Genomic DNA, 26,708 nt, shown 5'->3' with positions numbered 1-26,708 from the left:
CTAGTACACCGTTCCCGTGCTAGTCCGTGACCACGGAGGTGTTCAGGCCCTTGTCGTAGTGGTTGCGTGCGATCCGGATGCCTGAACTGCCGTGGAAGACGAACAGCGGTGAGGTGTACGGCGGGTGATCCGCTCCGTCCAGCCGCCGGACCGTGTTGCCGGTGAAAGCGAACCCGCCGACGCTCTTGGCGTTGACGACGGTGACGTCACCGATGTCGAACGAGTTGTGCTCGACCGAGATGTTGTGATGCACCGGGGTCGCCGGGTCGATGACCTGATTGGTCGGCTCCACGAAGATGACCGGACCACTGGGCCGCGTGAAGGAGTTCCCGCGGATCGTGAGGTCGGCGACCGGCCCGGACTCGTACCACTGGTAGGCGTCGGCGGAGACGTAGATGCTGGCCATGGACATCCCGTCGAACCGGTTGCCGGTGATGAGGACGGGCTTGCGGGTGGTGACCAGGATGCCGCGGGTCGGCACGTTGCGGAACACGTTGCCGGAGATGACGACCGACGGGGTGGCCGTGATGTTCTCGACGACCGTGCCGCCGGTCTCGACCCCGGCGGGAACCGGCCGGTCGAAGGTGACGGTCATCGTGGTCAGCGGTTTCGTGTGGTCCATGCCGCTCGGCCCGTCGACCGCGGTGACCTGTGCGTGCGCGTCCGCCAGCGGGGTCATCGTGCGCTTGGTGGCGAACTCGACCTCGTCACCCGGGGCGAACTGTGGGAATCCCGCGGTCTGCGGGTGCTTGTAGGCGAGGGTGAGGGTGGACGGCCCCGGCTTCCCGACGACCTCGAGGTAGGTGCCGTGGATGTTGATCGGGTCGTCGTGCGGGCCGTCGAAGAGGCTCCGGGTGATCGAGACCTTCCCCTTGACGCCGGACATCTGCACGAAGTCCGCGAACGAGGCCGTCGACCGGCCGGACCTCGGATCGGGTGCGAAGTTCACCTTGTCGATGGAGATGTTCTCGCTGAACTGCCCCACCACGCCGAAGGACTGTAGGTAGTAGGCGTTCATCGAGCGCATCGTGACGTTCTTGGACTCCCAGATGAAAGCGCCCGGCTCCGTTCGCTCGATGAGGCGCATCTGGTAGACGAGCCCGGCGTCCGCCGGCCGCGCCGCGGTGGTGTAGTCGATCCGGATCCGGCGGCCGCCGAGGTCGGTGACCGCGGCGACGTCGTTGAACAGGGGGTTGTCTCCGCGCCAGGTCCGTTGCGCCTCGGGGTCGTGGATCTGTGTGTACTGGAGCCCGTCGACACCCGACCAGTACGGCTGCCCGGTGGCGGGACTGGTCTCGCCGAGCCAGGTGATGTGCGTGCCGTTCACCCGGTACGGGCTGCCGGCGGGGATCTTCAGAACGCGGTAGGCGTGTCCGTCGGTGACACCGGTGGTGGCGACGGTCGCGTCGATGACCTCGGGGGCCGCGTAGTCGAAGGAGAAGTTCTGGAAGGTCACATCGGTCGAGCGGATCGACGCGAACGCCGTCTGAAGACCGTGGTGGACGAGCTTGGCCCCGCCGCCGTCGACGGTGACGTCGTGCATGTCCTCGACGAGCAGCCCGATCTTCTTGTCCCGGTAACGCTGGTCGGCGCCGACGGTGTTGGACATATACAGCTCACGCGTCTCGGCCCGCTCGGGGTACAGCTGGTAGGTGCCCTTGGAGAAGACGATCCTGACCGGCCGGTCGACGCTCTTGGCGTGCCGCAGCGCCGCGGCGACAGCGGGCGTCGAGTCCGTCCGGCCGGTGGGGTCGGCTCCGTAGTCGTCCACGTCGACCACCACCGGCGTCACCCTCGGCGCCGCGGCGGCAGGACTGGTGGCACCTCCGAGCAACGCGAGTGCCACCCCAAGAAACACGAACCGAGACATAGCCCCTCCGGAGCATCCGTGAGCCACGAAACATCCAATGAATACGCGGAGTTGCCGCCAGTATCTCGATTGGAACCCCGTGCAGAGTCTCCATAGATCCGATGTCTAGGTCAATGGTCTGGACGAGCAGTCGCCACTGATACCGAGGTCCGACGCCTCACTCCGCCCTCGGCGCCGCCGTGCTCGCACGGATCACCAGTTCGGGGTCGAAGAGGAGTTCGCCGACGGGGACGTCGCGGTTGCCGACCAGGGCGAGGATGCTGCGGGCCACCTCCGAGGCGAGGCGGTCGGCCGGCTGGCGGACCGTGGTGAGCGGAGGGTCGACGAAGTCCATGATCATGGCGCCGTCGTAGCCCACGACCGACACGTCGCCCGGGACGTCGTACCCCTGCCGGCGCGCGCCGCGGATCGCGCCCAGGGCCATGTAGTCGCTGGCGGCGACGATGGCCGTGGCGCCGCGGCCGAGGAGCGAGATCGCGGCGGACTGGCCGCCCTCGACGGTGTAGGACTGCCGGACCACCCACTGCTCCGGGTCCTCGACACCGCGCCTGGCGAGCGAGGAGACGAAGCCGCTGACGCGGCGGTCGGCCGGGCGGTTGCCGACCGGGCCCGATGCCATGCCGATGCGGCGGTGACCGAGCCGGTAAAGGTGGTCGACGGCGAGTTCGGCGGCCAGCAGGTCGTCGGTGGAGAAGACCGGCGCCTCGCTCACGCCCTCGAACTGGCCGTTGACCCCGACGAACGGGATCCGGCGGGAGCGCAGGAGTTCGTACGCCTCCGGGTCCGCGCCCTCGATCGTGTTGCTGGACGAGAGGAAGACGACGGCGGCGACGCCCCGGTCGGCGAGGGAGGTCACGAAGTCCAGCTCCTGCACTCCGCCGGGGAAGCACGGGCACAGGACCGTCTTCAGGCCGTGCGGGGCGAGGGTGGACTCGATCCGTTCGCAGACGTCGGCGAAGAACGGGTTGGAGACGTACTCGGTGATGACCGCGATGAGCTGACCCCGCGTCTGCCGCTCGTACCCCAGGTCGGCCATCGCCTGCTCGACCGCCTCGCGGGTCTTGCGCGACACGCCCTGGCGCCGGTTGATGACACGGCTGACCGTGGCCTCGCTCACCTGCGCCCGGTCCGCGACCTCGGTGATGCCGACCTTCATACGGTTCCCTCCGTCACCCGTAGTGCCACCAGCCCCGAGCGCGGTACGGACACGATGTGCAGCCCCGGTGCCGGCGACCGTTCGCAGTCGTCGATGATACGTCCACGCTCGTCACGGACGGTCATGCGCAAGGGGCGCTGCCCACCGGTCACCTCGATCACCACACGGTCCGACGCCGTGCCGTTGACCAGGGTGATGTCGTCGTACGCGGTGGTGTCGACGGGCACGATCCGGTCGCTGTGCACGGTGGTGACACAGGCCCTCCCCCGGGCCGCGGTGACCAGGGTGTAGAGCTCGTCGGGCCGGCCGGATTCCACGTCCCCGTGCAGCAGCACCGGCCGCAGCCGCCGCCACTCGGCGAGCCAGAACGCCAGCGTCTCGCGGTGCTCGCCGGACAGCTCGGTCAGCCGCACGGAGATCTGCGGGACGCAGTGCAGGGAGCCGATCAGCTGCCGTGCCACCGCGTGCGCGGGCGCGTCGCGGTCCCACAGGAGCATGTCGCCGTGGACCGCGCCGCCGACGGCGAGCAGGGCGGTGTCGAGCGTGCGCACCCGGTTGCCGGTGGCGTCGCCCGGGCAGTCGAAGGAGCGCAGCATGTTGCCGAAGGGGGCCATGCCGGGGCCGACGTAGGGCTGGCGCAGTTCCAGCAGCAGTCCGCCGTCGGGCCGCAGCTCTTCGAGCGCGGTGCGCAGGTCGGTGAGCAGGACGGTCATGGCCCGGCCGACATCGTCGATGTCGGTGCCTTCGTGGTGGGCGTACGCGCCGTCGCCGCGGTACGCCATGGCCTCGTCCAGAAAGTCGATCTTGAGCCCGTCGAGGCCGTGGTCGGCGACCAGCCGGGTGCACAGACTGATGACATGGTCGCGGACCTCGGGGCGGCGCGGGTCGAGGACCTGGGCGCCCGGGACACCGGCGGGCGCGGGGGCATAGGGAGTGAGCCGCTCGGCGCAGTCCGCGTCGGGGCCGAGCAGCAGCGGAGCGACCCACGCGAGATAGCGCAGGCCCTGCGCCCGCACGGCCGACACATGCGCGGCGAAGTCGGGGAACGTCGTCGGGTCGGGGCGCCAGTCGCCGCATCCGGCGTAGCCGCGACCGCTGCCGTACTTCTGCCAGCCGTCGTCGAGGATGAGCACCTCGCAGCCGAGCGAGGCGGCGACGCGGGCCTCGGCCTCGACCGATGCGGCGTCCACGCGCTGGTTGAAGGCGTACCAGGTGGAGTAGACGGGTGCCTGAGCGCTGTCGGGGACCGGCATGGGGGCGCACTGCGGCTGCGCGGCGAACCACTGCCGCAGCCCGCGCAGGGCCGTCGCGACCGTGGGCGCCGAGCGGGCCAGCAGGACGCGACGCGGGCCGCCGTCGGGCGCGGGAGCCAGGTGCAGGTGCACCACATGGGTGTCGTTCTCCTCCGAGACCCCGAAGACGACATCGGTCTCGGGGACCGGGTCGGCGACGGCGAAGGTGAGCCGCGTGCGGCCGTCGTGGTCGTAGAGACAGCCGGCGGCGGTGCCGTCGACGAGGCTCACGCGCGAACGGCCCGCCCAGTCGGCGACGAGGGTGCGCTCCCAGCCGGCGCCCGGGTGCCAGTAGCCGGCCGCGTCGCCGAGCGGCACGCTCATCCGCACCTCCGTCGGTGCCGGCCCGCCGTCCGTCCGGATCTCCAACAGGGCCAGCCCGTCGCCGAGTTCGCAAACCGTCCAGCGCGCGCCGACGCCGGGCGCGTGGGTGAGGACCGCGATACGGACGCCGTCGACGAGTGGCTCGTAGCGCGCCGAGGGGAGTTCGGCCGTGGTGACGGGCCGGGTGGTGCTGAGGGTCATCGCGGGGATCATTCCTTCACGGCCCCGGCGAGGAGCCCGGAGACGAAGTGGCGCTGGAGTGCGAGGAAGACGAGGGCCATCGGGATCGCGGCGAGGGCCGTGCCGGCGAGCAGGGCGCCGTAGTCGGTCTGGTCCAGGCCCTGGAGGGACGCCAGCGCGACGGGGATCGTGAACTCGCCGGCGTCGCGCAGGACGACCAGCGGCCAGATGAAGTCGTTCCACTGGAAGAGGAACAGGAAGATGGCGAGGGCCGCGAGCGCCGGTTTCATCGGCGGCAGCACGACCTTGAGGAAGAGCCTGAACTCCCCGCAGCCGTCCATCCGTGCGGAGTCGATGAGTTCGTCGGGCAGCGCGGCCATCGACTGCCGCATCAGGAAGATCCCGAACGGCAGGGCGAGATTGGGCATGATGACGGCCTGGTAGGTGCCCAGCCACTCCAGGTCGACCATCATCTTGAACAGAGGGATCAGTGTGACCTGGGTGGGGATGACGAGCCCGAGCATCAGCAGCCCGAACAGGGCGCCGCTGCCGCGGAAGCGGAACTTGGCGAAGCCGTATCCGGCCAGCGTGCAGATCGCTCCGGCGGCGATCGTGTAAATGACCGTGATCAGCAGCGAGTTGACGATGACGTCGCTGAACCGCGCCGACGACTCCAGGGTGGAGAGGTTCTCCCTCAGGTGCCCGCCGGGCAGCAGCGGCGGTGGGCTGTCGAAGATCTCCTTGGAGCTGTGGGTGGCGGCGATGATCAGCCAGTAGAACGGCAGCAGGACGGCCGCCACGGCGATGGTCAGTGAGGAGGTCAGCAGGATCGAGCGCGTGCGGGTGCGGGATCGGGGTGTGCGGGGCGTGCGGCCGGGCCGCGGGCGGGTGGCGGTGAGGGTCACGACTTCTCTCCCAGCAGGCGGAACTGCACGACGCCCAGGATGCCGATCAGGACGGTGAGGATGTACGCGACGGCCGAGGCGTAGCCGAAGTCGAAGTACTTGAAAGCGTTCTGGTAGAGGTACACGCCGATGGTGAGGGTGGCGTTGTCGGGCCCGCCGCCGGTCAGGACGTACGGCTCGTCGAAGAGCTGAAGGGTGCCGATGGTGGACAGCACCGTCGTCAGCAGGAGCGCGGGCCGCAGCCCCGGCAGCGTGACATGGCGGAACGACTGCCGGGCGGAGGCCCCGTCGACGGCCGCCGCGTCGTACAGCTCGGTCGGCAGCGACTGGAGCCGGGCGAGGAAGATCACCGCGTTGTAGCCGGTGTAGTGCCAGGTCAGTGCGAGGCCGAGGGAGATCCTGGCCCACAGCGGGTCGGTCAGCCAGGGGACCTCTCCGACGCCCACCAGGCCGAGCAGCCAGTTGACCAGCCCGTACTGGGTGTTGAGCAGGACGGCGAAGACGATGCCGTACGCGACCAGTCCGGTCACCGTCGGCAGGAAGAAGCCGAGCCGGAAGAAGGCGCGGCCGCGCAGGAGGGTCGAGTTGAGGGCGACCGCGATGCCGACGGCCAGCGCCAGCATGACGGGCACCTGGACGACCAGGATGATCGCGGTGTTCTTCAGCGCGGTCCACAGCAGCGGATCGTCCATCGCCCGCGTGTAGTTGCCCGCGCCCACGAACTCCTGGGTGCCGTTGACGTTCTCGTACAGGCTCATCAGGAACGACGAGCCGATCGGGTACAGCTTGAAGACCGCGAAGAGGACGAGCGCGGGGAGGATGAAGAGATACGGGACGGCCCGCCGGCGCAGGATCCGCGCGGTGGGGCGGGACGCGGCCGCCGGGCGGGCGGCGCCGGCGGTTTTCAGGACACCCTCGGCGGTGGTGGTCGTGGTCATGAGGCGAGCTCCCGTCCGGTCTGGCGGGCGAGCTGGTCGGCGGCGTTGTGCAGCGCGCGGCCGGGGTCGGCCCCCTTGAGGAGCACCTGGGTCTGCGCGTCGGCGACCGTCTTGAGCGCGCGGGCGTAGTCGGCGGAGTAATTGACGGCGGGCGAGCGCGCCTTGAGGGCGTCGAGGAAGATCTCGCCCTTGTGCTGGCCGCTGAAGAATGTCGACGGCTCGTGGAAGACGGGGGCCTCGTACGCCTGGAGCAGGGCGGGGGCGATGCCCTTGCTGCGGTAGATCGCCTCCTGCGACGCCGGTCTGGTCAGGACGTACTCGACGAACGCCCAGGCGGCGGCCTGGTGCATGCTGGAGCCGGCGACGGCGAGATGGGTGGAGTTGACGGTCGCGGCCGTGGTGCCGCCGGGCTTCACCGCCGGTGGGAGGCGGACCTTCCACTGGCCGGATTCCTTGGGGACCAGGCCCTCGATGATGCTGCCGAACCAGGTGGGCCAGGGCAGTACGGCAGCGGTGCCGGACTTGATGGAGCTCTCCAGCGCGGTCCAGCCGCCCGCCAGATCGCTGACCAGGCCGGCGTCGTTCATCTCCTTGATGAGGGTCATCGCGGTGGCGGCCTCGGGAGAGCTGAGGGTGATCCGGCCCTCGGCGTCGAAGTAGAACGTGCCCTGGAGCTGGAGCAGCATCTGGAAGAAGTTGGCGGCGTCCGGCTGGGACGCGGGCTTGTCGATGCCCAGCAGATGGACTCCGGTCCTCTTCTTGATCTTCTTCCCGGCGTCGATGGCGTCGTCCCACGTCGCCAGCGCCTCGCCGTCGACACCGGCGGCCTCGAAAAGGTCGGCCCGGTAGTAGAAACCGGCCGAATTGGCCTCCCAGGGAAGGGCGTTGACCTTGCCCTTGCGGGTGACGGTCTGCCACATGCCGTCGGCGAAGGCGTCACGGTAGCGGTCGGCGCCGAGCGGGCCGAGGTCGGCGAGGCCTTCGGGGAACTTCTCGGTGTAGGCCGGGAGATAGTCGACGCCGATGTGCAGGACGTCCGCGAGGCCCTGCCCGCCGGCCGCCAGGGCCGTGGTGATCTTGTCCCAGATCGCCGGGTTTCCGATGTCCTGCACGGTGACGTCGATCCCGGGATGCCGCGCCTCGAAGGCGGGGACCAGAGCCTTCATGGCGGCGGCGGGGCCCTGCCAGCTCCAGACGGTGATCGCGGCCCGGTCCGGGTCGCCGAGGCTCCCCGCCTTGGTGGCGCCGGTCACCGAGCAGGCGCCGAGCAGCGAGGTCCCGGCTCCGGCGGCGAGCAGTGAACCGCTGAGCGCGAGCAGGCGCCGTCGGTTCAGACCGTTTCGGGGCGGCTCGTCCGGCGGTGGCTGGTTCAGGGGTGAGGCGTCCATGGCTGCTCCGGGGGTCCGGCGGGTGCGCGGCTCTTGTGGCGCGGCTGGAAGCTAACAAGCGCCCAAGCCACTTGCAAGATATCGATGAAAACTTTCTGCCTCACTGAACACTCAACATGGCACTCAGGCTGCGTGACTTGCATGTTTCTTGCGCATGACCATTGAATCGCTGCTTCGGGCCCTGCTAGCTTTCCGCCACCACTCGGCCGCCCCACCCGCCGTAACCGAAGACCGGGAGACCCGATGAAGCCCTCAAGGCTCATGCTGCTCACCGCTGTTGCCCTGCTCGCGCCGATGGCCCCCGCGCTGTCGGCCGCGGCGGCGCCGGGAGACGGCGCGACTCCCGCAGCGAACACCGCCTCCGCCGCCCGCGCCCAACTCACCCTCGACGACCCGGGCTTCGAGAACGGCGGCACGGGCTGGACCTTCGGCGCGGGCACCGGGGTCGGCACCGGCAACTCCCACGGCGGCGCCCGCTTCCTCTACCTCGACTCCGGAGCCGGCAAGAGCGCGAAGCTGACCCTCGTCGCACCCCGGAACGGCAGTTACGACTTCTCCGCGTGGGTCGGGAGCGCCGGCACCGGCGGCACGTACACGGTCCGGCGCAACGACGAGACCGTCGAGACGATCACCCTGCCGGAGCGCCGCGCGTACGCCCGGTACACCATCAGCCGTGTCGAGCTGAAGACCGGCGACCGGCTGGAGATCGCCTTCGGCTCCGGCAGCAGTTGGGTCAACGCCGACGACCTGATGATCTCCCCCGCCGCGCCCGCCGACCCCAAGGTCACCTCGTCCGACCCCGAGGTCGTCGAGATGTTCGGCTGGGCCAAGAAGAAGGCCAACAGCTGGGTGCAGCTACCCGGCACGACGGGCCCGGTCAACGTCGACGAGTACCAGACCGGCGGCACCGGCACCGCGCCGTACGCGGCCGGCTACTGGGCCGGATACGCCAACCGCAGCGCCTACTACTCCCGCGACATGACCCACCAGCTCGCCGGTGCCCACATCATCGGCCTCGACGCCGAGAACGAGACGATGCTCCGTTCGTACGCGTCGTCGGCCACCGCCGCGCACAAGTACTTCCCGGTGTGGTCCCTCAACTTCGACGCCAAGACCTACCTGAGCATCGACTACAAGAGCCCGGACAACTTCGTGCGCGAGGTACCGGCCGTCTTCGAACTCGTCGAGAAGGCGGCCCAGGCGTACCTCTGGACCGGCGACCGGAGATACGTCGACGACCCGGCGCTGTGGGACTTCTACCGGCACTCCACCGAGGAGTTCATCGACCTGCACAACTCCGCCAAGCCCAACGGCAAGGTCAAGGTCGCCGAGGGCACGGGCAACGGCATCTTCTCCGGCGCCGCCAGCTACAACGAGCAGGACGGCGACGGCCTCGCCGAGGCCGGGGACGGCATCGCCTCGCAGTACCAGGCGTATCTGGCGATGGCCACGCTCGCGCGCGGCAAGGGAGACACCGCGCTGGCCAAGGCGTACGACCGGCGTGCCGCCGATCTGAAGGCGTACTACAACGACGACTGGAGCGGGGGCGGAAGCGGAGCCGACATGGTCCGCGCGTACACCACGTCCGGCACCCCGGTCACCGGCTGGGGCAAGGAGAACAGCGTGTTCGTGCCGATGAAGCAGATCATCGATCCCGGCCCGCGCAACGACGCCTATCTCGACTACATCGAGGCGCAGGAGCTGGGGCCGCAGGGGTCACCCAACATCGAGTCGACGACGTACCTGCCCGACATGTTCTTCAAGAACAACCGCAACGACACCGCCTGGACATGGATGAAGAAGATCTACGGCCAGCGGGAACTCCAGCACGTCAACTCCAGCCAGGGCCCCAACGGTGACTACCCCGAGGTGTCGTTCACTCTGGTCAGCCAGACCGTCGAGGGCCTGATGGGCATCGCACCGGACGCGGCGAACCACAAGGTGACCACGCAGTCGCGACTGCCGTCCGGCATGAAGTGGCTCCAGACGGCGGACGTACCCATCGGCACGAGCACGATCACCGTGCGGCACGACGGCGCGACGAAGACCACGCTGACGAACAACGCGCGCAAGGGCGCCTACCACTGGGAGGCCCGCTTCCAGGGGGTCCACAAGAAGATCACGGTCAACGGTGTCCCGCAGCGCGCGCGAACCAGGACGGTCGACGGCGTGACGTACACGTACGCGACGCCGACGGTGCGCGCGGGGGCGACGGCGGTGGTGCGGGTGGCCGGCTGACGCGAACGCCACTTCCTGATCCGCGCAACAGACCTAGAGCGCCCGGTACATGATGTGCAGCCCCACCCTGCCGTGCCGGGGGTGCTCGTACGCGTCCGGCACGGTGCCCAGGACGGTGAAGCCGAGTGAGGTCCACAGCTGCACGGCGGGGTTGGTCTCGACGACGGCGTTGAACACCATCGCCCGGTAGCCGTCGGCCTTGGCCGTGGCGAGTACGTGGTCGGCGAGGGCGCGGCCGATGCCCCGCCCGGCGTGGTCGGGGTCGACCATGAAGCCGGCGTTGGCGACGCGGGCGGCCGGGCCGCCGTAGTTCGGGGTGACATAGGCCGAGCCGACGACCGCTCCGGTCTCGTCCTCGACGACGTACACGCGCTTGCCGGGCGCCATCCACAGGGCGCGGGCCTGCTCCTCGGAGGTGGCCGGGTCCCAGGCGTACGTCTCTCCCGCGGCGACGATCCGGTGCCAGAAAGGCCAGATCCGCGGCCAGTCGTCGGCCGCGGCTTCTCTGATCAGCATGGGCGTGAGTCTGGCACGCCCATGCCGTCAGCGTTCGGTGAGGGTCCTGTCCGGAGAGTACGAAGGAGTCCTGTCCGGAGAGCACGAGTGAGTCCTGCGGAGAGTCAGTCCACGCTGGGCAGGATGTGCGGCTCGGCGAGGTCGTCCTCGTAACCCGCCAGCCGGATCGGGGCGGACCTCGACCACACGTCGAGGCTGCCGAGCTTCTTCTCGGGCCCACCGCTCGCGCCCTCGTTGCGTTCCTTGGGGCGCTCATCAAGATCGGTCTTCTCCGGTGTCACCGCGCACTCCTTATGTGTCGGATCACCCTCGGGACGTACTGGCCGCTCAGTCCACTGCTGTGCGCCTGACGCCCGCTCGGGTCTGAGTCGAGAGCAGTTCGGACGCGGTGGCGCCGGTAACTCGTCTGAGAGCAGGCCGTGGTGACCGGCTTGTCCCGGGACGGACTGTGGGTGTGGGTGGAACCCAGTCAGGCTGTCCGTCCGGTACAGATTAACCAAATGAGCGGGCACCCGCTCGATGGGGCTGAAAACAAGAGGTAACCGTCTCGAGTCGTTCAGTACTCATTCGGCCATCATATGGGCGCTCTTGGCAGATTTCGCCCTGGTTTTCAGTCACCCGTACGGCTCAACGATCGAACGGCGCACCCCCCTGGTCGGCGGGCCTCGCCGAGGCCGCGGCGGTCCGAATGCACCCACCACCGCACTCGGTTCGCAGTTCAGTCTCCGTTGGCCGCGTGGCAAACCGGACATGTTCTGCTGACGGTCGGCAACGGCTTTTCTCGCGGGAGGACTGACGCATGGAGCTGCGCAGCGTCGAGGAGCTGATGGATCTGCTGCACGCCTGCCGGGGTGCCCGGGCCACCTCGGGTCTCCCCCGTTCCCGGCCCGGCTCGGGCGGCGGGCCCCCCGTCGGCGACCCGGTCGATCCGCACGAGCACGCCCTGCAGACCGCCGCGCTGCTGCGCAGAAGCCGTCCGGCCGACAAAGAACTCCAGGTGGCGGGCCTGGTGCACGACATCGGGCAGCTGCTGGACCCCGGCGACGAGGCCGGGCACGCCGACCGCGCGGCCGACGCGATACGTGCACTGCTCGGCGACCGGGTCTCCCGGCTCGTCCGTCTGCGCGCCGCGGCCTGGGCGGACGACTCGCTCGACGACGACCTGGCGGCGCTGCGGCAGGCGGACGAATCGGGCCGGGTGCCCGGCCTGGACGCCGGCGTCCTGGAGGACTGGCGCACGGTGCTGGAGCTGGTGGCGGCCCGCAACTCGCGGCCGGGTACGGCCGGTCCGCCGCGACTGGATGCGGCCGGCCCGCCGACGCGTCCACAGCCGGGGGCTGTTGGCTGACGGCCCGTCATGAGACGGTACGCGGATGACGTCGCCGTACGGGCTTGAGGGCAGGGTCGCCGTCGTCACCGGGGCCTCGCGCGGGATCGGGCGGGCCGTGGCCGAGGCGTTCGCGGCAGCGGGGGCGCACGTGTGCGTCACGGCGCGGGACGCGGACGGGGTCCGTCGGGCCGCCGAGGAGCTGGGCGGCGTGGGGCTCGCGGGTTCCGTCGCCGATCCGGCGCATCCGCGGGAGCTGACGGAACTGGCGCTCGCCGCGTTCGGACGGCTCGACGTCGTGGTCAACAACGCGGCGACCAACGAGCCGTACGGCCCCTTGATGGACGCCGACCCGGACCGCTGGCGCGAGGCGTTCACGATCAACGTCGAGGCCCCGTTGCGGCTGGTCCAGTGCGCTTGGCGGGCCTGGATGGGCGAGCACGGCGGAGCGGTGGTGAACATCTGCACGGAGGGTGCCGGGCACGTCGGACCCAACGTCGGCGCGTACGGGACCACGAAGGCGGCGTTGCTGCACCTCACGCGACAGCTGGCGGGCGAGCTGGCCCCGAAGGTCCGCGTCAACTCCGTCTCCCCCGGCCTCGTCCGCACGGAGCTGGCCCGATTCGTGTGGGAGCACGGCGAGGACGAACTGGCGGCCGGGCTTCCGCTCGGCCGCATCGGTCACCCCGCGGACATCGCGCGTGCCGTCGTCTGGCTGGCCTCGGACGCGGCCGAATGGATCACCGGCGCCGATCTGCTGGTCGACGGCGGTACGCGGGTCAGGACGGCGTACTCCGCGGACGGGTACGCCGTCCAGGAGCGGCTGCGGTCATACGCACCACCTCACTCGTGAGGACGTCGTCCGGTTCCTCGGGGGAACGCGGCCCCGCGCGGGAACGCGGCCCTCAGGGGAACAGAGCGATCCCCACCATGATCACCAGGATGACGGCGGCGACGAGCGCGACCGTCTCCCAGGTCCCGCGATGCCTCAGCGGCGTCGCGGGCCCACCGCCGCGGGGACGGTCCTCCGGCAGCAAAGGGTGGGCCGGACGGTCGCTCGCGTAGAAGTCGGCGTCGCTCGGACAGACGTTGCGCGGGTCGTCGACGCTGCGCGGGTCCATGTCGACCCTGTGCGGATCTGTGTCGTGTGGACTGGCCATGGGAACTCCTTGCACGGCTCTCGACAGAGCCCGGGTTCCCGGCGGTCGCCAGGTCACACGTCAGGGGCGGCGGGTCACCACTTCCCGGGCGCGTAGTCCTTCATGAAGACGCCGTACAGGTCCTCGCCCTGCTCACCGCGCACAATCGGATCGTATACCCGTGCGGCGCCGTCGATGAGGTCCAGCGGGGCGTGGAAGCCCGCGTCGGCGAGGCGCATCTTGTCCGGGTGCGGGCGCTCGTCCGTGATCCAGCCGGTGTCCACGGCGGTCATCAGGATGCCGTCCTTCTCGAACATCTCCTGGGCGCTGGTGCGCGTGAGCATGTTCAGGGCGGCCTTGGCCATGTTGGTGTGCGGGTGGCCCGCGCCCTTGTAGCCGCGGTTGAACACGCCCTCCATCGCGGAGACGTTCACGATGTACGTGCGCTTGGCCTGCGCGGCCGCCATCGCCGCGCGCAGCCGGCTGATCAGGATGAACGGTGCCGTGGAGTTGCAGAGCTGCACCTCGAGCAGTTCGACCGGGGTGACCTCCTCGACCGACTGGATCCAGCTGTTGGTGTCGTGCAGGTCGGGCACGAGCCCGCCCGCGTCGATCGCGGTGCCGGCCGCGATCCGCTCCAGGGAGGCGGAGCCGGAGATCAGCGCGAGGTCGGTGACGTCCTGCGCGGTCAGCGCGCCGCCGCCGGCCACCGGGAGGGCGGCCACGGCGCCGGAGCCGAACGTGCCGATGATCTCGGCCGGGGGCAGCTCGCCCGCCGGCAGCGGTCCCGACTCGGCGCCGAGCAGCTCGCTGTAGGCCTGCGGGGAGCGGCGTACGGTCTGGGCCGCGTTGTTGATCAGGATGTCGAGCGGGCCCGCGGCGGCGACCGAGTCGGCGAGCGCGACGACCTGCGCCGGGTCGCGCAGGTCGATGCCGACGATCTTCAGTCGGCCGATCCACTCGTCGCTGTCGGGCATGGCCTTGAAGCGGCGGATCGCGTCGTTCGGGAAGCGCGTGGTGATCGTGGTGTGGGCGCCGTCGCGCAGCAGGCGCAGCGCGATGTACATGCCGATCTTGGCGCGGCCACCGGTGAGCAGCGCGCGCTTGCCGGTGAGGTCGGCGCGGGCGTCGCGGCGGGCGCGGTTCTCGGCGGCGCAGCCCTGGCAGAGCTGGTGGTAGAAGTAGTCGACCTCGGTGTAGCGGCTCTTGCAGATGTAGCAGGAGCGCGGGCGCTGGAGTATCCCCGCGATCTGTCCCTCGTCCGTCACCGACGACGGCAGGATGCCCTCGGTCTCGTCGTCGATGCGCTGCGCGGAGCCGGTCGCGGTGGCTTCGGTGACCGCCTTGTCGTGCGCGGTCTTGGCGGCTCGGCGCTCCTGGCGGCGGCGCTGCTTGACCGTGCGGTAGACGCCCGCGGTGGCCCGGCGCACGGCGATCGCGTCCGGGTGGTCGACCTCCAGCTTGTCCAGCTCGTCGAGCACGCCGAGGCAGACGGCCAGCCGCTCCGGGTCGATGCCGGGACCGTAGGAGGCGTCTGCCACCTCGTCCATGCCCACGGGGCCGTCCTCTGTCACCGTCATCGCGCTGCCGTTCCTCGGGTCACCCGCGCGGCGCTCGGACCGCGCTCGCTTTCGAACGGCGAATTTTACAAAGCGCGGGGCCGAGGTACCAAACCCGCGATGATCACGGAGGCGGCGGCGGGCCCGTCAGGGGCCGAAGACAGCCCGTCAGGGGCCGCAGACAGTGAGCAGCGTCTCCATCTCCTCGGTCACCGCACGCGCCAGCCGGCCGAGGTCCGGCACGGCCTTGGCGTCGGCGACGAGCCCGTAGTGGACGCGTCCGCGGTACGTCGAGACGGCGACCGCGAGGGACTGCCCGCGGGCCAGGGGGGCGAACGGATAGACCTCCGTGAGGGGGCTGCCGCCGAGTTTCAGGCCGAGGCTGGGCAGCGGCACGCTGGTCACCAGGATGTCGAAGAGCAGCCGGGCCGCCTGGCCGACCACGGGCCCGCCCAGCCGGTGGCCGAGCGGCGGCACGTGGTCGGCGAGCAGCGCCACGGCGCCCGCTCCCCGGTTGGGCCCCGCGTCCTTGTTGCGGTCCATCGCCATACGCACCGTGCGCAGCCGCCCGAGCGGATCGGGGTCGTCGACCGGAAGCCGTATCAGGTAACCGGAGAGCCGGTTGCCCTGTGGGTGCGCGGTGCGCGGGCGGCGCCTGGAGACGGGGATCAGGGCGCGGGGCGCGACCCCCGCGCTGCCGTCGCCGCGCTCGTCCAGCCAGGTACGCAGGGCGCCCGCGACGATGGCGATGAGTACGTCGTTGACGGTGCCGCCGACGGTCTTGCGGACGCGGTGCACCGCGTCGAGGTCGATGAGGACGCCCGCGGTGCGGCGGGTGCCGCTGGGCTCGGAGGTGAGCGCGGACGACGACCGTGCGCCGAGGGTGGCACGGGCGACGGAGGCGCCGATGTCGAGGGCCCGGCCCACGTCGGAGAGGGTGCCGCGCAGCAGCTCCGGCAGTTTGCGCACGTCCGGGAGGAGCCCCCGCGCGGGCTCGGCCGGACGCGGGCGGGGCGTCGGCATGTCCATGGGGTCCATGAGCGCCGCCGCGAGCATCAGCGCCCGCAGTCCGTCCGCCAGCGCGTGGTGGAACTTGAAGAGCACGGCGAACGACGTGCCGTCCTCCCCGGGCAGTACATGCGCCTCCCACGGTGGCCGGCCGCGCTCCAGTGGGCGCTGCATGAGCCGGCCCGCGACGGCGTGGAAGTCGGCGGCCGGCGCGTGCAGGCGTACGTGGTCGAGCGGGTCGAAGTCGGGGGCGGGCTCGCGGGTCGCGCCGCCGAACGGGAGCGGGAAGGTCAGCGGGAAGGCCAGCGGCTGCCAGACGTCACGGATCCGCATGCGCAGCCCGGGTACCGCGGCGGCGCGGGAGGCGAGCAGGTCGGCGGCGTGGGCGCCGGCGGTGGGCGAGTGGCACGAGAACACGCCGAGGGCGCCGAGGTGCATCGGGTGCTGGGCGGACTCGATGTTCCAGAACGCCAGGTCGAGTGGGGCGAGCAGGTCAGAGGTCAATGGCTTGCTCTCGTGTCGACGATGGGTGAGCAGCAGTCAACCCCTGACCGACGATTACGGTCAAGCACGATCAAGCTACGCTCAGTTAACATCAGATTAAGTCCCGCCCTGCGAAGGGCGGGACTCAGGGACGGCCGAGGTCACTTCAGTGCAGGTGGCGCGGCATGCGGCGCCGTACCCCACGCCGACGGACGCGCTCCCACCGCGAAGTGGAGCGCTTCCAGGCCGCGCAAGACACGGGTCGTCAGATACGTCCGATCGTGCGACGCACCGTCCACGCGCACCGACTGGATGTACCGGTCACGGTCCGAGGTACCGGGTGCCGTCACCGTCAGCGTGCCGCGTGGGTAGTAGCCGCGGTCGAGCCTGAGGTCGACCCGCTCGAAGACGGGCGTGGACAGGCCCCAGGTGTCGTAGCCCGGCTGTACCGGGAAGAGGCCGATCGACGACAGGACGTGCCAGGCGGACATCGTGCCGAGGTCGTCGTTGCCGGTCATGCCGGTCGGCGTGTCGGTGAAGAGGGTCAGCGCGGCGTGCACCACGTCGGTCGTCTTCCACGGCTGGCCGGTCGAGAGGTAGGTGTACGGGGCGATGAGGTCGGGCTCGTTCTGCGGGTTGTACTTGTCGGAGTTGTAGTACTCGTACGGACCGTCGACCCATACCTCGCGCGCCGTCCGCGCCGGGTCCTGGAGGAGCTGCTCGTAGGCGAAGAACGCGTCGAGCCGGTCGTTGGCCGCCTGCTTGCCGCCGATCAGGTCGACCAGGCCCGGCAGGTCCTGCGGCACGAGCCACTGGTACTGCCAGGCCGTGCCCTCGTGGAAGCCCTCGCTGTCGGCGGGGTCGGCCGGTCCGGCGAACGCCCCGGAGGTGTCGCGGGCCCGGAAGAAGCCCGTCGAAGCGTCGAAGAGGGTGCGGTAGTTCCGCGAGCGGGCCGTATAGCGCTCCGCGTCCGCGTCGTGTCCCAGGTCGCGCGCCATCCGGGAGAGCATGGCGTCGGACAGCGCGTACTCCATGGTCGCCGAGGCGCCGTGGGCGTAGTCGGAGTCGCCGGGTTTGGCGTGCGGGCCGCCCTTGATGTAGGGCACGAACCCGTCGGCGATGTACTCCCGGTTCCCGTCGCGCCCCACCCCCGGATAGGCGGCGGGCGGCAACCCGTCGGCGTTCTTCGCGAGCGCCCGGTACGCCTGCTCCTCGTACCCCTTGAGCAGGCCCTGCTGGTAGGCGTTCGTGAGGAACGGGGTGACCGGGTCGCCGGACATGATGTTCGTCTCGACCGTCCCGTAGCCCCACTTGGGCAGCCAGCCGCCGTCCTCGTCGATCTTGAGTACGGAGATCGCCATGTCGCGGGACTCGCGCGGCGCGAGCAGGGCGAGCAGCTGGCACTGGGTGCGGTACGTGTCCCACAGGGACCAGTTCTGGTAGTACGTGAAGCCCCGCGCCCGGTGGATCCGGTGGTCCCAGCCGGTGTAGCGACCGTCGGCGTCGCTGCCGATGTTGGGCGCGAGGAAGGACCGGTAGAGGGACGAGTAGAAGGTGCGGCGGAGGGTGTCGCTGCCGCCCCTGACCCGTACGTCGTCGAGCCGGTCCTCCCAGGAGCGGCGGGCGGCCTCCCGGACGTCGGCGAACGAACGGCCCTCAGCCGAGCGGAGGTTGACCTCGGCGCCCCGCGCGTCCACGTACGACAGCGCGGTGGTCGCCTCGACCGTGCGGTCCTCGGTCGCGTCGAACCGGGCGTAGGCACCGTTGCGCCCGGTGCCGGCGGCCGATTCCGCCGAGCCCTCGGTGACCGTGCCCCCGTGCCACGTTCCGTACGCGGTGAACGGCCGGTCGAACCGGGTGATCGTGTAGACCGTGTACGGGCCGGTGTCCCGGCAGAAGCCGCTGCCACTGATCCTGGTCCGCACGGTCCGGTCGTCCAGGACCTCGACGTCGGTGGAGACGGTCTTGTGCAGCGCCTGGCCGGCGTTCAGCAGGACGTTCGCCTTGTCGGTGGCCGGAAAGGTGTAGCGCTGCACCCCCGTCCGCCCGGTTGCCGTCAACTCGGCGACGATGCCGCTGTCGAGGCCCACCCGGTAGTAGCCCGGGCTCGCCCGCTCGCTGTCGTGGCTGAATCCGGCCGCGTACTTCGCGTAGTCCGTCTCGGTCACGTCCCCCGTCGTCGGCAGCACCGGCAGGTCGCCGCCGATCCGGCAGCCCACGCCGGAGAGATGCACGAGGGAGAAGCCGCGGATGTGGTTCTGCGTGTAGTCGTAACCGGTGTTGTGCCCGGTGTCCGGCGAGAGCTGCACCATGCCGAAAGGCACGGCGGCGCCCGGGTAGGTGTTGCCCTCGTTCTGGGTGCCGATGAACGGGTTGACCAGGTCGCCGAGCCGGTCGCTGCCCTGCTCGGCGGCTCGGGCGGCGGGCCCGGCAAGTGCGCCGCCGAGCAGGGCGAGGGCCGTCAGCCCGCCCGCGGTGCGCAGCTTCCATCTCATGCAGGAGACCTCCCGGAATGCGACAACGATGTCCACATAGTCCGGGCAACCACGCCTGAACCCGCGCAACCTGGGGTGTCGCCGGGCGCGCCGCGCCCGGCGCACCGCGGCCGCGCGGGCCTACGACACCCGCTGTCCCTTGCCCAGCCCGATCACGCCGCCCTTGGACACCGTGTACAGGTCGGCGTCCCGCCCCGGGTTGACGCCGATCGTCGCGCCCGGCGGCACCTCGACGTTCTTGTCCAGGACGGCTCCGCGGACCACCGCGCCCCGCCCGACGTGCACGTTGTCGTGCAGCACGGAGCCCTGGACGACGGCCCCCGGGTCGACGACGACCCCCGGTGACAGCACCGACCGGGTGACCTGGCCCCGGATCAGGCAGCCCGCGCTGATGATCGACTCGCTGGCGATGCCCCCGGCGTTGAACCGCGCCGGCGACAGCTGTCCGGAGTGGGTGTAGATCGGCCAGCTGCGGTTGAAGAGGTTGAACGCGGGCCGCTCGGCGATCAGGTCCATGTGGGCGTCGTAGTACGCGTCCAGCGTCCCCACGTCCCGCCAGTAGCCCTGGTCCCGGGTGGTCTCGCCGGGGACGTGGTTGGCGCTGAAGTCGTACAACCGTGCCTCGCCCCGGTCGGTGAGCGCGGGCAGGATCGAACCGCCCATGTCGTGCACGGAGTCCCCGTCCTCCGCGTCCCGTTGGAGCGCCTCGATCAGGACCTTGGTGGTGAAGACGTAGTTGCCCATCGAGGCGAACACGCACTCGGGGTCGCCCGGCAGACCCGGTGGATCGGCCGGCTTCTCCAGGAAGTTCTCCACGGTCTGCCCGTCCGAGCCGGGGGCGATCACACCGAACGACGACGACTCGGCGCGCGGGACCCGTATCCCCGCCACCGTCACCCCCGCACCGCTCTCGATGTGCTCGCCGAGCATCTGCCGCGGGTCCATGCGGTAGACGTGGTCGGCGCCGAACACCGCGATGTACTCCGGCCGTTCGTCGTACACGAGGTTCAGCGACTGCAAGATCGCGTCCGCGCTGCCCAGGTACCAGCGGGGGCCCAGCCGCTGCTGCGCCGGCACCGGGGTGATGTAGTTGCCGAGCAGACTCGACATCCGCCAGGTCGTGGTGATGTGCCGGTCCAGCGAGTGCGACTTGTACTGCGTCAGCACACAGATCCGCAGGATGTCCGCGTTCACGAGATTGGACAGGACGAAGTCCACCAGGCGATACGTTCCGCCGAAGGTCACGGCTGGTTTCGCCCGGTCCGCGGTGAGCGGCATCAGCCGTTTGCCCTCGCCGCCCGCGAGTACGATTCCCAGCACCGAAGGTCCTCCGCGCCGCATACCGCCGCCCCTCTACGCCCGGTTGTGTCGTGCTGACTACCCCTGTTTGAGGACTTCCTCGTACAGGTGAACCGTGCGTCTCGCGACCGCGTCCCAGCCGAACTCCCGCACCGCACGCTCCCGCCCGGCCTCGCCCATGCGCCGGGCGGCCTCCGGGTCGCCGAGCACGGAGTCGAGGGCGTGCGCGAGTGACGCCTCGAAGTCTTCGTCCACGGGGACGAGTACGCCGGTGCGTCCGTCGTCCACCACCTCGGGGATGCCGCCGACCCGCGACGCGACGACGGCGGTACCGCACGCCATCGCCTCCAGGTTGACGATGCCGAGCGGCTCGTACACCGAGGGACACACGAACACGGCGGCGTGCGTGAGGAGTTGGATCACATCCGGGCGCGGCAGCATCTGCGGGATCCAGTGGACACCCGCGCGTACGCGGCTCAGCTCCTGGAAGAGGTCACGGAACTCCTGGTCGATCTCGGGGGTGTCGGGGGCGCCCGCGCACAGCACGACCTGCGCCGAGGCGTCGATGTCCCGCACGGCGCGCAGCAGTTGGGGCACGCCCTTCTGGCGGGTGATGCGGCCGACGAACAGGACGAACGGGCGGTCGGCGTCGAGGCCGATGCGGGCGAGCACGTCGGTGCCGTGGTCCGGCCGGTAGAGGGTGGTGTCGATGCCGTTGTGCACCACGCGCACCTTCGCCGGGTCGAGCGTCGGATAGCAGGTGAGGATGTCCTCGCGCATGGCGCCGGACACCGCGATCACCGCGTCGGCGGCCTCGATCGCGGTGCGCTCGGCCCAGCCGGAGAGGGCGTATCCGCCGCCGAGCTGCTCGGCCTTCCAGGGACGCAGCGGCTCCAGCGAGTGGGCGGTCATCACATGCGGGATGCCGTGCAGCAGCTTGCCGAGGTGGCCGGCGAGATGGGCGTACCAGGTGTGCGAGTGGACGAGTTCGCGGCCTTCGAGGGCGGCGGCGATGGAGAGGTCCACGGAGAAGGTGCGCAGCGCGTCGTTGGCGCCGTCGAGGGCGGTCCAGGGCCGGTGGCGTACGACTCCGCCCGCGCCGCCCTCGCCCCAGCAGTGCACAGCCAGGTCGGTGAGGGAGCGCAACTCCCGTGCGAGGAACTCGACATGGACGCCCGCGCCGCCGTACACGTCCGGCGGGTACTCCCGGGTCAGCAGTCCCACTCGCACCCGGAACCCCCTGTCGCAGCGGCTGGTTCCCACATGGTCACCCAGATGCGGCGGTTGGGGAAGACCACCGATCTCAGGAGTGGCGCGGCGGCCGGTCGAAACAGCAGTCGCCGCACAGACCGCCGCCGGGCAGCCGGTAGTAGAGGCAGCAGCTGCGGCGGCGGAGGGTGGCCGGGTCGAGGGTGCCGGACAGGTCGGGGTGCGCGAGGGACGCGGCGGCGAAGGCGCGGGCCCGGTCGGCCACCTCGTCGCGGCCGCCCGCGTGTGCCCAGCGGTTGAGCTGGCGGAGCGCGCCGGCCAGCGCGGAGGCCGCGTTGCCCCACAAGAGGCGTGCGGACACGTGCTGCTGCCGCCGCAGGGCCGTGATCAGCGGGGCGAGGTGGCCCTCTCGTACGAGGTCGCCGATCGCCGTGGCGGGCCGGGGGCGCACCTCGGAGAGCCACAGATCGTCCGGAGCGCTGGCGTCCGGATCCCACCGCAGGAGCCGGGGATCGAGGTCGGGAACCTGGTCGTACAGGGCGGCGCAGCCGAGAGCGATCGACCACAGCCGGGCCGCGAGTGCCTGCTGGGCCACGGAGACCGCGATCCGCGGCTCGGGCGCCCGAAGACTTTCGGTGACTTTTCGAACCCGGAAAATCAGCGGATCTCCGTAAACATCCACGTGTTGTCCCGCGTACGCCTGTGCGAGCGTCGGCAGCGGGCCGCGCGGCGGCGCCTCGGTGCGTAGTACGAAGAAGCCGCCGAGGGCGTCGAGTGCGGTGAGATCGGGGTCGAGGTCCACGAAGAGCAGTAGTACCAAGGCCCCTAGGGGTTCCCACCAGGGGGCCGGCCTCCGGTGTCACCCACCCTGGGGAGGACGGGGCGCCGGTTCTACTCCATCGGCAGTAGGACCCAATGCCTGCTCAGGTACGACGACGCGAGCGATTTCGCGAGGCATCGTAGTGAGTATGGAAGCCGACCGTTCGTCGCGCCGGGTGAGCCGACCCGGCCCCTCGCAGAGGAGCCGCTCATGAGCGCCCTCGCGTTGTCCGTGCTGCTGTCACTCGTCTCCGCCGTCGCGTACGCGGGCGGGGCGATCGTGCAGGAGCGGGTCGCGGCGACGACGCCGGACCGGCCCTACGCACCGCTGCGCCACCTCCTGTGGTGGGCGGCGGTGGGTCTCAACGGCCTGGGCGCGCTGCTGCACGTGGTGGCGCTGGCCTGCGGCCCGCTCAGCCTGGTGCAGCCGCTGGGCGCGCTGACCATCGTCTTCGCGCTCCCCATGGCGGCCCTCTTCGTGCGCCGCAAGGCCGGGGCGACCGCCTGGCGCGGCGCGCTCATGGCGACGGTGGGCCTGGCCGGCCTGCTCTCACTGACCGGCACGGCCGACTCGCAGACCCTGGACACCACGCAGCGGGTGCTGGTGGCCGTGGTCAGCGGTGGCGCGATCGTCGCGCTGATGACGGCGGCTCGTGCCGTGCACCGGCACCCGGTGGTGCGCAGCGTGCTGCTCGCGAGTGCGGCCGGTGTGGCCTTCGGCATCGCCTCGGTGTTCACGAAGACCGTCGCGGTGGACTGGGAGGACGGCGTCGCGCTCGCCTCGCTGCCCACCCTGGCCGTGATAGCCGTCCTCGCCGCCGCGGGCCTGCTCCTCTCGCAGGCCTCCTACCGCGGCGCGGGACTGGCGGCCCCCCTGGCCACGGTGACGGTCGTCAACCCCGTCGTGGCCGCGGCGGTGGGCCTGACGATGTTCGGCGAAACCTTCCGCTACGGCACCACGGGCACCCTGCTCGCGCTCGGCTGCGGCGTCGTCGCGGCGGGCGGTCTGATCCTGCTGACGACGGAGCGGATCGGACGCGAGCAGCGCGCGGCGACCGTGTCCGCCGACGCCACCCACGCACCGGCGGCCGCCTCCGGACCGTCCCCCGCCGAGGAGCTGCTCGCCGGGCTTCCGCCCCAGCCGGGCGCCTCGAGCGCCCAGGACGTCCACGAACCGGAGCCGGTCCGGATGCCGCCCGAGGAGAGCGGCTACGACGACGACCTGGCGCCGTCCGACGCCGCCGCGACGCCGCTCACGTACGCCTCCTTCTACGGCGGCCCGTACGTACCACTGCCCGTCCTGCCCCGCCACCGCGCCCGCGACCGCGTCAGATCCTGACGCCGCCCGCCCTCAGATAGGCGACCGGATCGACGTCACTGCCGAAGCCGGGCCCCGTCCGCACCTCGAAGTGCAGATGCGGGCCCGTGCTGTTGCCCGTGGACCCCGAGCGGCCGATACGCTGGTCGGCCGTCACGCTCTGCCCGGCCTTCACGGAGATGGCCGACAGATGGGCGTACTGCGTGTAACGGCCGTCGGCGTGCCGGAGCACCACCTGGTAGCCGAAGGAGCCGCCCCAGCCGGCGCTGACGACGTGCCCCGCCGCGACCGCCTTCACGGAGGTGCCCGTGGGCACGGGGAAGTCGACGCCGGTGTGATAGCCCTTCGACCAGGACGAACCCGCCGCATGGTATTGCGTCCCCGTCCCGGCGTTCACCGGGGCGACGAGGGAGTGGCTCGTGGTCGCCTTCTCGGTCCTGTCCGAGGACGCCTTCTCCGTCGAGGACTTGGAGGAGGACGTCGACGACTTGTGGGTCGACGTGGAGGCGTCGTCGGTGCGGGTCGTGGCCTTGGCGCGCAGATGCAGCCGCTGGCCCGGAAGGATCAGGTCCGGGTCGGCGCCGATGGTCCCCCGGTTGGCGGCGTAGAGCTGCTCCCAACCGCCCCGGACGTGCCGGGAGTCGGCGATCCCGGAGAGCGTGTCGCCGTGCAGGACGGTGTACATCTCGGCGGTGCCCGCCTGCGACTGCGGTGTCGTCTGTGGCTTCACATCACGGACGGTCCGCTTGGTGCTCCGGTCCGCCGTGTGTGTCGCGCTGCCGGACGGGTCGATGTCCGGCGTGCCGCCGCCCCGGGTGAGGCCCGCGCGGACCGAGCACACCGGCCAGGCGCCCGGGCCCTGCCCCTCGAGGACCTTCTCGGCCACGGCGATCTGCTGGTCCCTGGTGGCCAGATCCGCGCGCTGCGCGTAGACCTTGCCGCCGTACGCCTCCCACGTGGACTGCGTGAACTGAAGTCCTCCGTAGTAGCCGTTTCCGGTGTTGATGCTCCAGTTGTCGCTGGATTCGCAGGCCGCGACCTTGTTCCAGGTGTCCGCATCGGCGGCGTGGGCGACGCCGGTGCCCATGAGCGGAATCGCCATGCCCGCTCCGCCCGCCGTGACGGTGAGCGAGGCGCGGTTGATCCTGTTCGGCTGATACCGGCGGTGCCGGCCGCGTACGGCCATGGGGGACCCCCTAGACATGCGTCAGGAGCGGCAAAAGTAAACGCTGCGAACAGGCCAGGACAAGGCGGCAATCGGCCGCTCCATCCCGCCAAGTGACCAGGAATCGCCCTTCGGTTGTCCGCACGGCCGTATACGGGCCGGTACACGCGGGCCGTCCCGGTCGCGGGCGGTCCGGGAGACCCGGATGTGCGATCGGCGAACCGGCACGTCAGGATGGTCAACGGGACAATACTGGCGAGCACGACCGGCACCACCGATGCACGGACCTACTTCAGGTCCTCCAAGGACCTACCTCAGGACCTCTTAGGAGCCCACGGTATGAGCACAACAGCCCAGATCGGCGTCACTGGTCTCGCGGTCATGGGCCGCAACCTCGCCCGCAACTTCGCGCGCAACGGCTATACGGTCGCGGTGCACAACCGGACCGCGTCGCGGACGCGTGACCTCGTGGAGGAGTTCGGCCACGAGGGCGACTTCGTGCCGGCCGAGACCGCGAAGGACTTCGTGGCGGCGCTGGAGCGGCCCAGGCGCCTGGTGATCATGGTGAAGGCGGGCGCGCCCACCGACGCGGTGATCGAGGAGTTCGCCCCGCTCCTGGAGCCCGGCGACATGATCATCGACGGTGGCAACGCACACTTCGCGGACACCCGGCGCCGGGAGCGCGAGCTGCGCGAGCAGGACATCCACTTCGTCGGCACCGGCATCTCCGGCGGCGAGGAGGGCGCGCTGCACGGGCCGAGCATCATGCCGGGCGGCTCGCCCGAGTCGTACGACTCCCTCGGGCCCATGCTGGAGAAGATCTCCGCGAAGGCGGCCGACGGGGCGCCGTGCGTGACGCACGTCGGTCCGGACGGTGCCGGGCACTTCGTGAAGATGGTGCACAACGGCATCGAGTACGCGGACATGCAGCTGATCGGCGAGGCGTACCAGCTGCTGCGCGACGTCGCCGGCTACACGCCCGCGCAGATCGCGGACATCTTCCGGACCTGGAACACGGGCCGCCTCGACTCCTACCTGATCGAGATCACGGCGGAGGTCCTGTCCCACGTGGACGCGGCGACCGGCAAGCCGTTCGTGGACGTGGTCCAGGACCAGGCGGAACAGAAGGGCACGGGCCGCTGGACGGTCCAGATCGCGCTCGACCTGGGCGTGCCGGTGTCGGGCATCGCGGAGGCCGTGTTCGCCCGCTCCCTGTCCGGCCACCAGGAGCTGCGGGAGGCCTCGCGCGGGCTGGCCGGGCCGAAGGCGGCTCCGCTCGGCGAGTCGGAGGCGGCGGCCTTCGCCGACCGCGTCGAGCAGGCGCTGTACGCCTCGAAGATCGTCTCGTACACGCAGGGCTTCCACGAGATCGCGGCGGGCAGCGACGAGTACGACTGGAACATCGACCTGGGGAAGATCGCGTCGATCTGGCGGGGCGGGTGCATCATCCGCGCCGCCTTCCTGGACCGCATCCGGGAGGCGTACGACGCGCGTGCGGACCTGCCGAGCCTGCTGTCCGACGACACGTTCGCGCAGGAGATCGCGGCGGCGCAGGACGACTGGCGCGAGGTGCTGATCGCGGCGACCCGCCAGGGCGTACCGACCCCGGGGTTCGCCGCGGCCCTCGCCTACTACGACGCCCTGCGCGCCGAGCGCCTGCCCGCCGCCCTCACCCAGGGGCAGCGGGACTTCTTCGGGGCGCACACCTATCGCCGCACGGACCGGGAGGGCTCGTTCCACACGCTGTGGGGCGGGGACCGGTCGGAGGTCACCGCGTAGGTGACGGTGCCGTGGTGCCGCCCGGGTGACGGTGCCCGCGGCGCCGTCGCCCGAGGGCGGTTCGCCGGGGGACCGGTGGGCCGCCCTGACGGCGTCACCCGGTGCGCGGCGTTCAGGAGAGCGGCGGCCCCGGTTCGGGCTCCGGCACCGGGTCCGGGCCCGGCGGCTTCGGGATCGGGGACGGCTCCGGGATCGGAGACGGCTCCGGGCTCGGGGCCGGGTCCGGAGTGGGGGTCGGCAGCGGGCTGGGGTCGGGGAACGGCGCCGGGCCGGGTCCGGGTCCCGGTCCGGGGGTGGGACC

21 protein-coding genes are annotated in these 26,708 nt (G+C 70.9%); 5 read left to right on the top strand and 16 right to left on the bottom strand.

Annotated elements, in window-relative coordinates; genetic code table 11:
- Positions 1-19 precede the first annotated feature (19 nt).
- The 6 genes from SAVERM_RS37330 to SAVERM_RS37305 all read right to left on the bottom strand — a co-directional run bounded on the left by SAVERM_RS37330 (position 20) and on the right by SAVERM_RS37305 (position 8,053).
- On the bottom strand, positions 20-1,870 hold the full coding sequence (locus SAVERM_RS37330; RefSeq protein WP_202497566.1) for an alpha-1,3-galactosidase-related protein: 1,851 nt from the start codon (positions 1,868-1,870) through the stop codon (positions 20-22).
- Between the two features lie 157 nt (positions 1,871-2,027).
- Positions 2,028-3,026: a LacI family DNA-binding transcriptional regulator gene (locus SAVERM_RS37325; RefSeq protein ID WP_010988662.1), complete on the bottom strand. Its 999-nt coding sequence runs from the start codon at positions 3,024-3,026 to the stop codon at positions 2,028-2,030.
- A complete protein-coding gene (locus SAVERM_RS37320; RefSeq protein ID WP_237528945.1) occupies positions 3,023-4,843 on the bottom strand; it encodes a glycoside hydrolase family 36 protein in 1,821 nt (606 codons plus the stop codon). The genes SAVERM_RS37325 and SAVERM_RS37320 overlap by 4 nt, the downstream gene beginning before the upstream one ends.
- Before the next feature lie 8 nt (positions 4,844-4,851).
- On the bottom strand, positions 4,852-5,727 hold the full coding sequence (locus SAVERM_RS37315) for a carbohydrate ABC transporter permease (RefSeq protein WP_010988660.1): 876 nt from the start codon (positions 5,725-5,727) through the stop codon (positions 4,852-4,854).
- Positions 5,724-6,665 (bottom strand): carbohydrate ABC transporter permease, encoded by a 942-nt coding sequence (locus SAVERM_RS37310; protein WP_010988659.1) that lies wholly within the window; start codon positions 6,663-6,665, stop codon positions 5,724-5,726. The genes SAVERM_RS37315 and SAVERM_RS37310 overlap by 4 nt, the downstream gene beginning before the upstream one ends.
- Entirely contained in the window at positions 6,662-8,053 is a 1,392-nt protein-coding gene (locus tag SAVERM_RS37305; protein WP_010988658.1) for an ABC transporter substrate-binding protein, read from the bottom strand. Before SAVERM_RS37305 ends, SAVERM_RS37310 begins: the two co-directional genes overlap by 4 nt.
- A 243-nt stretch (positions 8,054-8,296) precedes the next feature.
- Here SAVERM_RS37305 and SAVERM_RS37300 point away from each other — a divergent pair, with 243 nt between their 5' ends.
- On the top strand, positions 8,297-10,291 hold the full coding sequence (locus SAVERM_RS37300) for a carbohydrate-binding protein (protein ID WP_010988657.1): 1,995 nt from the start codon (positions 8,297-8,299) through the stop codon (positions 10,289-10,291).
- A gap of 33 nt (positions 10,292-10,324) precedes the next feature.
- Here the strand turns inward: SAVERM_RS37300 and SAVERM_RS37295 are convergent, their stop codons facing one another.
- Entirely contained in the window at positions 10,325-10,807 is a 483-nt protein-coding gene (locus tag SAVERM_RS37295; RefSeq protein ID WP_010988656.1) for a GNAT family N-acetyltransferase, read from the bottom strand.
- A gap of 104 nt (positions 10,808-10,911) precedes the next feature.
- Positions 10,912-11,088, bottom strand: coding sequence for a hypothetical protein (locus SAVERM_RS43490; protein WP_167544206.1), 177 nt, complete (start codon positions 11,086-11,088; stop codon positions 10,912-10,914).
- Positions 11,089-11,606: 518 nt separating this feature from the next.
- Here SAVERM_RS43490 and SAVERM_RS37290 point away from each other — a divergent pair.
- Entirely contained in the window at positions 11,607-12,155 is a 549-nt protein-coding gene (locus SAVERM_RS37290; protein WP_010988655.1) for an HD domain-containing protein, read from the top strand.
- Positions 12,156-12,180: 25 nt separating this feature from the next.
- Positions 12,181-12,987, top strand: a complete 807-nt coding sequence (locus tag SAVERM_RS37285; RefSeq protein ID WP_010988654.1) for an SDR family oxidoreductase — start codon at positions 12,181-12,183, stop codon at positions 12,985-12,987.
- Positions 12,988-13,039: 52 nt separating this feature from the next.
- On the opposite strand, the gene SAVERM_RS37280 is transcribed toward SAVERM_RS37285, so the two are convergent.
- The 7 genes from SAVERM_RS37280 to SAVERM_RS37250 all read right to left on the bottom strand — a co-directional run bounded on the left by SAVERM_RS37280 (position 13,040) and on the right by SAVERM_RS37250 (position 22,146).
- A complete protein-coding gene (locus SAVERM_RS37280) occupies positions 13,040-13,294 on the bottom strand; it encodes a hypothetical protein (protein WP_037647084.1) in 255 nt (84 codons plus the stop codon).
- 74 nt (positions 13,295-13,368) lie between these two features.
- Positions 13,369-14,853, bottom strand: coding sequence for an SDR family NAD(P)-dependent oxidoreductase (locus SAVERM_RS37275; protein WP_010988652.1), 1,485 nt, complete (start codon positions 14,851-14,853; stop codon positions 13,369-13,371).
- A gap of 147 nt (positions 14,854-15,000) precedes the next feature.
- The gene (locus SAVERM_RS37270) at positions 15,001-16,344 is read right to left on the bottom strand and encodes a wax ester/triacylglycerol synthase family O-acyltransferase (protein WP_010988651.1); all 1,344 of its coding nucleotides are present in this window, start codon (positions 16,342-16,344) and stop codon (positions 15,001-15,003) included.
- Between the two features lie 140 nt (positions 16,345-16,484).
- Positions 16,485-18,818, bottom strand: coding sequence for a GH92 family glycosyl hydrolase (locus SAVERM_RS37265; protein ID WP_010988650.1), 2,334 nt, complete (start codon positions 18,816-18,818; stop codon positions 16,485-16,487).
- A gap of 120 nt (positions 18,819-18,938) precedes the next feature.
- The gene (gene glgC, locus SAVERM_RS37260; protein ID WP_010988649.1) at positions 18,939-20,159 is read right to left on the bottom strand and encodes a glucose-1-phosphate adenylyltransferase; all 1,221 of its coding nucleotides are present in this window, start codon (positions 20,157-20,159) and stop codon (positions 18,939-18,941) included.
- Between the two features lie 36 nt (positions 20,160-20,195).
- Complete coding sequence (gene glgA, locus SAVERM_RS37255) at positions 20,196-21,347, bottom strand: glycogen synthase (protein ID WP_010988648.1); 1,152 nt, start codon at positions 21,345-21,347, stop codon at positions 20,196-20,198.
- Positions 21,348-21,420: 73 nt separating this feature from the next.
- Positions 21,421-22,146, bottom strand: coding sequence for a (2Fe-2S)-binding protein (locus tag SAVERM_RS37250; protein ID WP_010988647.1), 726 nt, complete (start codon positions 22,144-22,146; stop codon positions 21,421-21,423).
- A 210-nt stretch (positions 22,147-22,356) separates the two neighbouring features.
- On the opposite strand from SAVERM_RS37250, the gene SAVERM_RS37245 reads away from it, so the two are divergent.
- Complete coding sequence (locus SAVERM_RS37245) at positions 22,357-23,484, top strand: DMT family transporter (RefSeq protein ID WP_010988646.1); 1,128 nt, start codon at positions 22,357-22,359, stop codon at positions 23,482-23,484.
- Here SAVERM_RS37245 and SAVERM_RS37240 read toward each other — a convergent pair.
- Complete coding sequence (locus tag SAVERM_RS37240) at positions 23,474-24,649, bottom strand: transglycosylase family protein (protein WP_037647083.1); 1,176 nt, start codon at positions 24,647-24,649, stop codon at positions 23,474-23,476. The two genes, SAVERM_RS37245 and SAVERM_RS37240, sit on opposite strands and share 11 nt — an antisense overlap.
- Before the next feature lie 318 nt (positions 24,650-24,967).
- Between SAVERM_RS37240 and gndA the strand changes: the two genes are divergently transcribed.
- Positions 24,968-26,407, top strand: a complete 1,440-nt coding sequence (gndA, locus tag SAVERM_RS37235; RefSeq protein WP_010988644.1) for an NADP-dependent phosphogluconate dehydrogenase — start codon at positions 24,968-24,970, stop codon at positions 26,405-26,407.
- Positions 26,408-26,708: the final 301 nt, after the last annotated feature.

It is taken from the genome of Streptomyces avermitilis MA-4680 = NBRC 14893 (assembly GCF_000009765.2).
In the GTDB taxonomy this organism is placed as follows: domain Bacteria; phylum Actinomycetota; class Actinomycetes; order Streptomycetales; family Streptomycetaceae; genus Streptomyces; species Streptomyces avermitilis.
This window is presented reverse-complemented; position numbering and strand designations above follow the sequence as displayed.